The following is a 10,183-nucleotide window of genomic DNA, read 5'->3' as shown; positions in this document are numbered from 1 at the left end:
GCGCCTGGGCTCCCCCGGGGAGTACGTGGACTACGCCGCCGCCAAGGGGGCCGTCGACGTGCTGACCAGGGGGCTGTCGCTGGAGGTGGCGCCCCAGGGGATCCGGGTCAACGGGGTGCGTCCGGGCTTTATCTACACCGAGATGCACGCGGACGGCGGCGAGCCCGGTCGGGTGGACAGGATCAAGGGGGCCATTCCGCTGCAACGGGGTGGCGAACCCCGTGAGGTGGCGGCCGCCATCGCCTGGCTGCTGTCGGACGAGGCCTCCTACGTCACCGGCAGCTTTATGGATGTGGCTGGCGGGCGTTGAACCAGCGTCAACCATGATCCCGTCAACGAGAAGGGGCGCCATGGCGCCATGGCGCCCCTTCTTCTGCTTATTCCCCCAGCAGCTGCTGCCAGACCGCCAGTACATGGCCCCGCTCTTGCGGCAGCTGATCGTCCCCCACCTTGCGGGAGATCTCCGAGAGGTTGAGGCGATGGCCGAGGTTGCGGATCTCCAGGTAGGCCTGCTTGAGCCCCTCTGCCTGCTCCAGGGTCAATACCCCCGCCATCACGCACTCGTCGAAGATGCGCACGTTATCGGACCAGCGGGTGAGGGCCTCCGGCTCGCCGCAGGCGTGGGCCAGCACCAGGTACTGGGCGATGAACTCGATGTCTACCATGCCGCCCGGGGACTGCTTGAGGTCGAACTCTCCCTCGCCCGCTTTCAGCAGGTGATCCCGCATCTTGTGGCGCATCTCGCGCACCTCTCGGGCCAGGGTCGGCAGGTCGCGCTCCTTGGCCAGCACGGCGCGGCGGATGCGGGCAAACTCGGCGATCACCGCCTCATCGCCATAGATGGGGCGGGCCCGCACCAGGGCCTGATGCTCCCAGGTCCAGGCCTCGTTTTGCTGGTACTGCTCGTAGGCCGACAGGGACGAGACCAGGAGCCCCGAGTCGCCGGAGGGGCGCAGCCGCATGTCGATCTCGTAGAGGATCCCTGACGGGGTGCGGGTGCTGAACAGGTGCAGGATCCGCTGGGCCAGGCGCAGGTAGAACTGGCGGCTGTCGATGGGCTTGCGCCCGTCGGTCTGGCCGTTGGGGTCGCCGCCGTGCAGGAAGACGAGGTCCAGATCCGAGCCGTAGCCGAGCTCGATGCCCCCCAGCTTGCCGTAGGCCACCACGGCGAAACCGCGCTGGCCGCTCGTTGCCACCTCGGGGGGAACGCCGTAGCGCTCGCTCATCTGGGCCCAGGCCTGGTTGACCACCTCCTCGGTGATCGCCTCCGCCAGCCAGGTGAGGTGGTCGCTCACCTTCATCAGCGGCAGGGCGCCGGCGATGTCGGCGGCGACGATACGCAGCAGCTGCACCTGCTTGAACTGGCGCAGCGCCTCCATCTGCTGCTCCACGTCCTCCTCGGGGATGCGCAGCAGGAACTGGCGCAGCTGGGGCTTGTACTGATCCAGCGGGGTGGGGTGGTAGAGGTGCTGGGGATCCAGCAGCTCGTCCAGCAGGATGGGGTAGCGGGCGAGCTGCTCGCTCACCAGGTTACTCTCGTCGCACAGGCGCACCAGCTGGCGCAGGGCGGCGGGGTTTTCCGCCAGCAGCTGCAGGTAGGCGCTACGGGTGAAGATGCGGGTCAGCAGGGTGCAGACCCGCTCGAAGAGGCGGGCGGGCTCGCGGCTTGCGGCCACCAGGCGCAGCAGCTCCGGCATCAGCCAGTCCAGGGCGATACGCCCCTGGGGGCCCACCTGGCGACGCTTGTACTCCTCCTTGAAGCGCAGCAGGGCGGTGCAGAGGGGGGCGGGCTCTGCCACGCCCTGGGTGGTCAGCAATTTCTCCAGCTCGGCGGCGTCGAGCTCGGTGCGCCAGAGATCGAGCCAGAGCTGATCCAGGTGGGCGGGAGCCTCCTTCTCTTCCCCCACCACGGCGACGAACTCCTGGTGGACCGCAGCCATCTCCTCGTCCAGGCGGGCCATGAAGGCGCCCCAGTCCGTAAAGCCGAGGGCGGCGATGAGCCGCTGGCGATCCCGCTCCTCGGTGGGCAGGGTCTGGGTCTGCTGATCGCCGATCTCCTGCAGGATATTCTCGACCCGGCGCAGGAAGCGGTAGGCCGCCAGCAGGCGGGCGCTGCGCTCGGTGTCGAGATCGCCGCTCTGGGTGATGGCGCCGAGTGCCTCGGGCAGGTGGCGCACCCGCAGGGCGGGCTCGCGGCCGCCGCGGATGAGCTGCAGCGCCTGGGCGATGAACTCCACCTCGCGAATGCCGCCCGCCCCCAGTTTGATGTTGCCCTCCAGCCCCTTGCGGCGCACCTCGGCGGCGATCATCGCCTTCATCTGGCGCAGGCCGTCGATGACCCCGAAGTCGATGTAGCGGCGAAACACGAAGGGACGCAGCAGTTCGGTGAGGGCCTGTGCATGCTCGCACTGGGGCCCCAGCACCCGGGCCTTGACCATGGCGTAGCGCTCCCAGTTGCGGCCGTGATGCTGGTAGTAATCCTCCATGGCGGCGAAGGAGATGGCGAGCGGCCCGGCGTCGCCGAAGGGGCGCAGCCGCATGTCGACCCGGAACACCTGGCCGTCGACCGTGCTCTGGTGCAGGGCGTTGATGAGGCGCTGCCCCAGCTTGATGAAGAACTGCTGGTTCGCGAGCTCCCGCCGCCCCCCGACCGTGTAGCCGTTCTCCGGGAAGGTGAAGATAAGGTCGATGTCCGATGAGAAGTTGAGCTCGCCGCCGCCGAGCTTGCCCATGCCGAGGATGAGCAGAGGCTGGGGGTTGTTGTCGCCGTCCATGGGGGTGCCGAGCTCGCCGCACTGTCTGGCGTAGAGCCAGTCGCGGGCACCGCAGATCAGGGCATCCGCCAGCCTTGTAAGATGGATGAAACTCTCTTCCACCGCCGCATGACCCAGCAGCTCGCGCCAGGCGATCACCAGCATGCGGCTGCGTCTGAACTGGCGCAGGATGCGCTTGAGCGCCTCTTCATCCGTGACCCCGGCGAGCAGGGCCGCGAGATCGTCCTCGTAGGCGGGCCAGCGTTCGGCCTGAGCCAGATCGCCGGAGGCGAGCAGCGGTCCCAGCAACTCGGGCTGCTTGATAAGGGAGTCGGCGACGAAATCGGAGAGGCCGAACAGGGTCAGCAGGGTCTGGCGGGTGGGCTCCGGCAGGGCGCCATGGTCGGGTGCCAGGTCGAGCAGCCGTTGCCAGTGGCGCCGGGCCTGCTCCTGCAGCAAGGGGGAAAGGGCGGAGAAAGAGGGAGAGTGCTGGGCCACGGTTGCCATCCTTGTGGTTGACGGGTCTGCAGAGTGAATCAAAATCCGGTTGCCAATCTAGCACTGTCGGACACCCGCGTCACAGCGCGGGTGTCCGACAGGTGATCCGGCGAAGGCTATCGGTTGCCCGCCGGGTTCAGAGGCGCCGATAGATCTCGGGGTCGTATTTTTCCATCAGGCTGCTCGGAGTGCGCGGCGGCGCGAAGCCGAAGCCGGCATAGAGGCCGTGGGCATCCGAGGTGGCGAGGGAGAGACGGCGTAGCCCCTGCAGCTCGGGATGGGCCAGGATGGCCGCCATCAGCGCCTTGCTGTGGCCCCGGCCGCGGTGCTCAGGCAGCACGAAGACGTCGGAGAGATAGCCGAAGGTGGCCTTGTCCGTGATGACCCGGGCGAAGGCCACCTGCCGGCCGCCGAGGTAGCCCCCGAAGCACAGCGAATGGTTGATGGCCCGCTGCACGGTGGAGAGGGGGATGCCGAGGCTCCAGTAGGCCTCCTCGGAGAGAAAACGGTGGATGAGCGGAACGTCGAGTCGTCCCTTGTCGTCGCTGATCTCCAGCTGATGTGCTTCGGTCTGCATCCTGGCTCCTTGCCGTGGTGAAAAAAGAAAGGCCCCTTGCGGGGCCTTCCAGTCTAACTGGATTGCGGCGTGAAAGTCAGGCCAGCGTGAAGGCCTGGATATGATCATCCAGGGTCTGGCGGTGATGTTCCACCCGTCCTGGGTCTTTGTCATGGCATGAATGCAGAAGGCCCCTTGCGGGGCCCTCTGATAGCAACGGCCTGGTGTCGTCAGGCCAGCTTGAAGGCCTGAATGTGATCGTCCAGGGTCTGGCTGTGGCGTTCCACCAGTTCGGAGGCATCCTTGAGTTCGCGCAGCACCACCACTGAGCCTTCCACCACCTGCTTGACCTGCTCCAGGTTGGCATTCATCTCCTCGGCGACCGAACTCTGCTGCTCGGAGGCGGCGGCGATCTGGCGGTTCATGTCGGCCACCCCCTGTACCCGCTGGACTATGGTGGCGAGCTGATCGCCGGCCTGGGTCACCTGCTCCACCCCCTTGTCCGCCTGCTGCACGCTCTCGGCCATCAGGCCGACGGCCTGGCGGGCGTTGCCCTGCAACTGCTCGATCATCTTCTGGATCTCGACGGTGGCGGCCTGGGCCCGGTTCGCGAGTTCGCGCACCTCGGAGGCCACCACGGCGAAGCCGCGGCCCGCCTCGCCGGCGCGGGCGGCCTCGATGGCGGCATTGAGGGCCAGCAGATTGGTCTGCTCCGAGATACTGCGGATGGTGTCCACCACGGAGCCGATGCGATCGACCCCGTGCTCCACCTCGTTGACCACGGTGGAGGAGCGCTGGATGTTGCCGGAGAGGGTGTCGATGGTGTTGACGGTGGCGGCGACGCAGCGGCTGCCCTCCTCGGCCAGGGCGCTGGCCTCGAAGGTGGCGTGGGAGGCCTGTTCCGCATGGCTGGCCACCTCGCGGATGGCGCCCACCATCTGGCTCATGGCGCTGGCGAGCTGTTCTATCTGGGTGAACTCCTCGTTGATCGCCTCGTTGGCCTCTTCCATGCAAAGGGTCACCTGGGAGGCGATGTCGTTGAGCTCCTTGCAGGCGACACGCTGGGTACCGAACACCTCCTTGAGGTTCTCCTGGGAGTGGGCGACCGCCTTGGCGATGTCGCCGAACTCGTCGCGGGAGTTGAGCAGCACGCTGTGGCTGAGATCCTTGCGGGCGAAGCGCTCAAGCAGGCCCACCAGATAGTGCACCTGCTTGACCATGAGGCGGGAGCCGGTCAGCAGCAGTACCACGAAGATGACCCCCATGAGCGCCGTTTCCATCACGCCGGTCCAGAGCAGGCGATCGGCGATGGCATTGGCCATGGTGGCGTCGATGCCCTCGCTGAGCAGGGTGGCCTCCAGATTGCTGGCATCGAACCAGAGCTTGGCCAGCAACAGCAGGGTGCTGAACACCATGAGCAGCACCACTTTGGGTACCAGCCGGATATTGCTCATGTGCCGTTCCAGCGGGTTCAACTGCATAATCTCTCTCCTTTCAACGTCCATTTTTCCTTTGCCGTCATGGCTATCGGCATTATCTTCCTTTTTATTAATTCGAACCGTGCTTAAAGTTGGAAAATGTATGCGACATCACTTAACTCATCTGCGGGCCATGGATCTGCTGATGGCACTGCTCTCCATCATCTCCGTGGTACTGGTGGGACTCCGCTGGCTGTGGAGTGAACACTTCACTCCCGAGACGCTTTCCCTCTTTTATGATCTGGACAGCCTGATCTGCTACATCTTCCTCGCCCACTTCGCTTATGGCTGGTTCCGTGCCAGCGACAAGCGAGCCTTCTTCAAAACCAACTGGTTCTATCTGCCTGGCAGCCTGCCCATGGTGGAGCAACTGCGCTGGGCACGGCTGATCCAGCTCTACAGGGTCATTCAGCTGTTGCGCAGCAGTCCCAATCTACTCGCTATCGTGCGAAGGGAACGAAATGAGACCCGGCTGGCCGGCATACTGCTGCTTTTCTTCCTGCAAATCGGAGTAGGAACGGCACTGATCTACTGGGTCGAGGGAGGTCAACCCGGCAGCCAGATCCACAACACCTATGACGCTTTCTGGTGGACCCTGGTGACGCTTTCCACCATAGGATACGGGGATATAGTGCCGCAAACCGAGGAAGGGCGCTTCGTGGCCAGCCTGATGATCATCTTCGGCGTCGGCCTGTTCAGTGCCCTCAGCGGTTTCATGGCTAGCCTCTTTCTGCAGCCCAAGAAGGAGGACAGTGAGACCGACAAGTGGCGCCACCACTACAATGCCCAGCAAGAGCAACTGCTGCAGGAGCTGAAGGCCCTGCGCGCCGAGGTGAAGGCACTGCAACAGAAGTAGCCTGCGACGTCTGGAATGGTCGCGTGACGACGGGAGGACCCTGCGAGACGGCTCTCAGTCTGGGGGAGAGCGCTTTTCTTTGCTTGTCCTTTGACCCGCAGGCGGCTTAACATTCGGCCTGCAACCTAATCCAACGAAGAGAATCGACCGACCATGCGCGCCCTTCTCGGGATCCTCATCTGCCTGTGTGCCCAACAGGCACTGGCCGATACCCGCTATGTTTCAGACAACATCTTTACCTATATCCACAACGGTCCGGGTACCCAGTACCGGATCCTCGGCAGCGTCAAGGCCGGTGAGCCGCTGGAGGTCAAGGCGGTGAACCAGGAGGCCGGTTTCACCCAGGTGGTGGACGGTCGTGGCCGGGAAGGCTGGATCAAGAACAGCGAGTTGCAGGGGGAGGTCAGCCTGCGTGAGCGCCTGCCCCAGATCCAGAAAGAGCTGGAAGAGGCCAAGGCCAGGTTGCTGAACCTCAATGGCGACAACGAGCGCCGCTTCGCCGAGAAGGATGGCAAGATCGCCGAGCAGAGCCAGGAGATCGCCAACCTCAAGGCCCGCCTCGACAGCCAGAGCGCCGAGATGAGCAGCCTCAAGGAACAGAACGACGCCCTGACCCAGAGCTATGACAACCGGGAGCACGACATGCAGATGGACTGGTTCATCCGCGGTGGTGCCATGGTGGGGGGCGGCATCCTGCTCGGCATCCTGCTGCCCATGCTGCCGCGCCGTCGCAAGAGCAGCGAGCGCTGGATGAACTGATCGCCTTGCGGTTACAACGATAAAGGTCGCCCATGGCGGCCTTTTTTCATGGGCAGCCCGACCCGCTCGGGGGTCGCCATAAGGCGCCCCCGGTCGTAAGATGGGCTCACTTGTCCGTGCGCGGCACGGCTTCTCAACAAGAGCGTTCACCTTATGCCATCGACCGAACAGGCCCTCTGGTTCGTGCTGGGGGGCGATCACCTCGTCCTGCTGGATGAACAGGGGCGCATTCCACAGGGCCCTCAGACCTGCCTGCCAGCCCGGCTGCAACACGCCGCCTTTGAGCGTTTCGACGAGTGGGACGGCCTGCCCTGCCTGCTGCTGGATCTGGGGCCCGGCACCGACACGGACGCGACCACTCCCTTGCGCCAGCTGATGGTGGCGGGAGACGAAGAGGGCTTTCGCCTCGCCGGCCGCGCCTGGCAGCTCGCCACTTTCCGCCGCACCCATCGCTTCTGCGGCGAGTGCGGCGCCCCCATGACCCCGAAGTCGGAGGAGTGGGCGCAGGGGTGCAGGCACGGCCATGTCGTCTATCCGCGCATCTCCCCCTGCATCATAGTGGCGGTGCGCAAGGGGCCCGCGATCCTGCTGGCGGCCCACCGTCGCCACTATCAGGCCGAGGATCCCATGTATACCGTGCTGGCCGGCTTCGTGGAGGCGGGGGAGAACCTCGAGCAGTGCGTGGCGCGGGAGGTGTTCGAGGAGAGCGGCATCCGGGTGCACAACGTGCGTTACGTGGCGAGCCAGCCCTGGCCCTTCCCCCACAGCCTGATGATGGGCTTCACCGCCGACTACGAGAGCGGCGAGATCAAGGTGCAGGATGACGAGCTGGTGGCCGCCGGTTTCTTCGAAGCCGACCGGCTGCCGCGCTTGCCCCCTCAGGGCACCATAGCGCGGCGGCTTATCGAGCTGACGCTGAGCGAGACCCGTTGACGGTGTTGAAAAGCGGGGCCCTTGTTTGCGCCCCTTCACATCTTTGCACTCCCAGGGCGGCGCGGCGCGTGTGAGTCGTCCTCAGCCTTGCACAAAGTGGTATCATGTCCGCCATTTTATGCGTGAGATGACTCAGGAACTGGGATGAAAGAGCTGAAGAACGATCGATACCTGCGCGCCCTGCTGCGCCAGGATGTGGACATGACCCCGGTATGGATGATGCGCCAGGCCGGCCGCTACCTGCCAGAATACAAGGCGACCCGCGCCGTCGCGGGGGACTTCATGTCCCTGTGCCGCAACGCCGAGCTGGCCTGCGAGGTCACCCTGCAGCCGCTGCGCCGCTATCCGCTCGATGCCGCCATCCTCTTCTCCGACATCCTCACCGTGCCCGACGCCATGGGGCTGGGTCTCTACTTCGAGCACGGGGAAGGCCCGCGCTTCGAGCGCCCGATCACTTCCATGGCGGACGTGCAGGCGCTGCCAGTTCCGGATCCGGAAGACGAGCTCGGCTACGTGATGAACGCGGTGCGCACCATCCGCCGCGAGCTCAAGGGCGAGGTGCCCCTCATCGGCTTCTCCGGCAGTCCCTGGACGCTCGCCACCTACATGGTGGAGGGAGGCAGCTCCAAGGCGTTCACCAAGATCAAGCAGATGATGTACGCCGAGCCCATGACCCTGCACCTGCTGCTCGACAAGCTGGCGGACAGCGTCATCGCCTATCTCAACGCCCAGATCAGGGCGGGTGCCCAGTCCGTCATGGTGTTCGACACCTGGGGCGGCGTGCTCACCCCGCGCGACTACCGCGATTTCTCCCTGCAGTACATGCACAAGATCGTCGATGGCCTGATCCGTGAAAATGAGGGCCGCCGCGTGCCGGTCACCCTGTTCACCAAGAACGGTGGCCAGTGGCTGGAGCAGATCGCCGCCACCGGCTGCGACGCCCTGGGGCTGGACTGGACCACCGACATCGCGGACGCCAAACGCCGGGTCGGCGACAAGGTGGCGCTGCAGGGCAACATGGATCCCTCCATGCTTTACGCCACGCCGGATCGCATTCGCGAGGAGGTCGCCTCCATCCTGGCCGGCTTTGGCAGCGGCAACGGCCACGTCTTCAACCTGGGTCACGGCATCCATCAGGACGTGGATCCCGAGCACGCCGGGGTCTTCGTGAACGCGGTGCACGAGTTGTCGGCCCGCTACCACGGCCGCTGAGAGCGGCAAAGAGCGCGATGAGAACGGGGCCTGGAGGCCCCGTTTTGCTGCCTGTGCCTGTGGGGGCTGCATCCTGGCCGCCGCTCGGGTTACACTGCACCACCACTGAGCAGGGTCACGGACGGGATGGGCGGGCGCGCATGCTGTCGATGAGTGGCGGCGTCGCAGAACATGGCAGGAGGCAGGATGGGCAAGAGTGCGTGGGATTGGGGCATCGACCTTGGCGGGACCAAGTGCGAGTGCGTGGTGCTCGAGGGTGACGAGGTGTTGCTGCGTCACCGCATCCCCACGGAACGCCATGGCGGTTATCAGCACATGATCGGCCAGATCGCGAAACTGGTGGACGAGTGCGCCGAGCGGCTCGGCCAGCGGCCCGCCGTCATCGGTATGGGCACGCCAGGGGCACGGGATCCCCAGACCGGGTTGATGAAGAACTGCAACACCACCGAGCTCAACGGCAAGCCGTTCAAGGAGGATCTGGAGCGCCGACTCGGCGTGCCCGTGCTGATCGCCAACGACGCGAACTGCTTCGCCCTGGCGGAAACCCATCTCGGCGCGGTGCGCCAGCACCATCCCTCGGCCCGCGTGGTGTTCGGCATCATCATGGGCACCGGGGTGGGCTCCGGCATCGTCATCAACGGCCAGATCCTCAACGGCCACCACGGCATCGCCGGGGAGTGGGGCCACAACGTGCTCTCGCCGGATGGCCCCGAGTGCTACTGCGGCAAGCGCGGCTGCGTCGAGACCTTCATCAGCGGCCCGGCGCTGGAGGCCTGGTACGAGGCCAAGGCCAGGCGCCGCCTGCCCCTGGCCCAGATCGCGGCAGCCAGCGCCCATGACCATGTCGCCAGACTCACGATGGACCGGCTGCACCTGCTGTTCGGCCAGGCGCTCGCCAACGTGGTCAACATCCTGGATCCGGACGTCATCGTCATCGGCGGCGGGGTGGGCAACGTGCAGAGCCTCTATCGGGCCGGACGGGAAACCATACTGCCCTTCCTCTTCAACCCCCGTTTCGCCACGCCCATGATAGCGCCGTCCCTGGGGGACAGTGCCGGGGTGTTCGGCGCCGCGCTGCTGGCCCGCGGCGTCTTCCGGGAGGCGCTGCTCTCGTGAGCCGCCTCTTCGTTCGTCCCTT

9 protein-coding genes are annotated in these 10,183 nt (G+C 65.5%); 6 read left to right on the top strand and 3 right to left on the bottom strand.

Annotated features, from left to right (window positions below; all coding sequences use genetic code 11):
* Positions 1 to 310, top strand: a 310-nt coding sequence (locus BN1132_RS10115; RefSeq protein ID WP_042077250.1) for an SDR family oxidoreductase, incomplete at its 5' end; no start/stop codon positions are given.
* A 67-nt stretch (positions 311 to 377) separates the two neighbouring features.
* Here the strand turns inward: BN1132_RS10115 and glnE are convergent.
* From glnE to BN1132_RS10100, 3 genes are all read right to left on the bottom strand, one after another.
* Entirely contained in the window at positions 378 to 3,251 is a 2,874-nt protein-coding gene (gene glnE / locus BN1132_RS10110) for a bifunctional [glutamate--ammonia ligase]-adenylyl-L-tyrosine phosphorylase/[glutamate--ammonia-ligase] adenylyltransferase (RefSeq protein WP_042077248.1), read from the bottom strand.
* Between the two features lie 136 nt (positions 3,252 to 3,387).
* Positions 3,388 to 3,828: a GNAT family N-acetyltransferase gene (locus BN1132_RS10105; protein WP_042077247.1), complete on the bottom strand. Its 441-nt coding sequence runs from the start codon at positions 3,826 to 3,828 to the stop codon at positions 3,388 to 3,390.
* 209 nt (positions 3,829 to 4,037) lie between these two features.
* Positions 4,038 to 5,288, bottom strand: a complete 1,251-nt coding sequence (locus tag BN1132_RS10100) for a methyl-accepting chemotaxis protein (RefSeq protein ID WP_042077246.1) — start codon at positions 5,286 to 5,288, stop codon at positions 4,038 to 4,040.
* Positions 5,289 to 5,388: 100 nt separating this feature from the next.
* Between BN1132_RS10100 and BN1132_RS10095 the strand changes: the two genes are divergently transcribed.
* The 5 genes from BN1132_RS10095 to BN1132_RS10075 all read left to right on the top strand — a co-directional run bounded on the left by BN1132_RS10095 (position 5,389) and on the right by BN1132_RS10075 (position 10,161).
* Positions 5,389 to 6,141: a potassium channel family protein gene (locus tag BN1132_RS10095; RefSeq protein WP_042077245.1), complete on the top strand. Its 753-nt coding sequence runs from the start codon at positions 5,389 to 5,391 to the stop codon at positions 6,139 to 6,141.
* A gap of 153 nt (positions 6,142 to 6,294) precedes the next feature.
* On the top strand, positions 6,295 to 6,900 hold the full coding sequence (locus tag BN1132_RS10090) for a TIGR04211 family SH3 domain-containing protein (RefSeq protein WP_042077244.1): 606 nt from the start codon (positions 6,295 to 6,297) through the stop codon (positions 6,898 to 6,900).
* 153 nt (positions 6,901 to 7,053) lie between these two features.
* Complete coding sequence (gene nudC, locus BN1132_RS10085; RefSeq protein ID WP_042077243.1) at positions 7,054 to 7,833, top strand: NAD(+) diphosphatase; 780 nt, start codon at positions 7,054 to 7,056, stop codon at positions 7,831 to 7,833.
* Between the two features lie 144 nt (positions 7,834 to 7,977).
* On the top strand, positions 7,978 to 9,045 hold the full coding sequence (hemE, locus tag BN1132_RS10080) for a uroporphyrinogen decarboxylase (RefSeq protein WP_042077242.1): 1,068 nt from the start codon (positions 7,978 to 7,980) through the stop codon (positions 9,043 to 9,045).
* A 186-nt stretch (positions 9,046 to 9,231) separates the two neighbouring features.
* Positions 9,232 to 10,161 (top strand): ROK family protein, encoded by a 930-nt coding sequence (locus BN1132_RS10075; RefSeq protein WP_042077241.1) that lies wholly within the window; start codon positions 9,232 to 9,234, stop codon positions 10,159 to 10,161.
* The last annotated feature ends 22 nt before the right edge of the window (positions 10,162 to 10,183 follow it).

It is taken from the genome of Aeromonas sanarellii, assembly GCF_000820085.1.
GTDB lineage: Bacteria > Pseudomonadota > Gammaproteobacteria > Enterobacterales > Aeromonadaceae > Aeromonas > Aeromonas sanarellii.
Note: the sequence above shows the minus strand (reverse complement) of the source record. Positions and strands in the feature narration are given on the sequence as shown.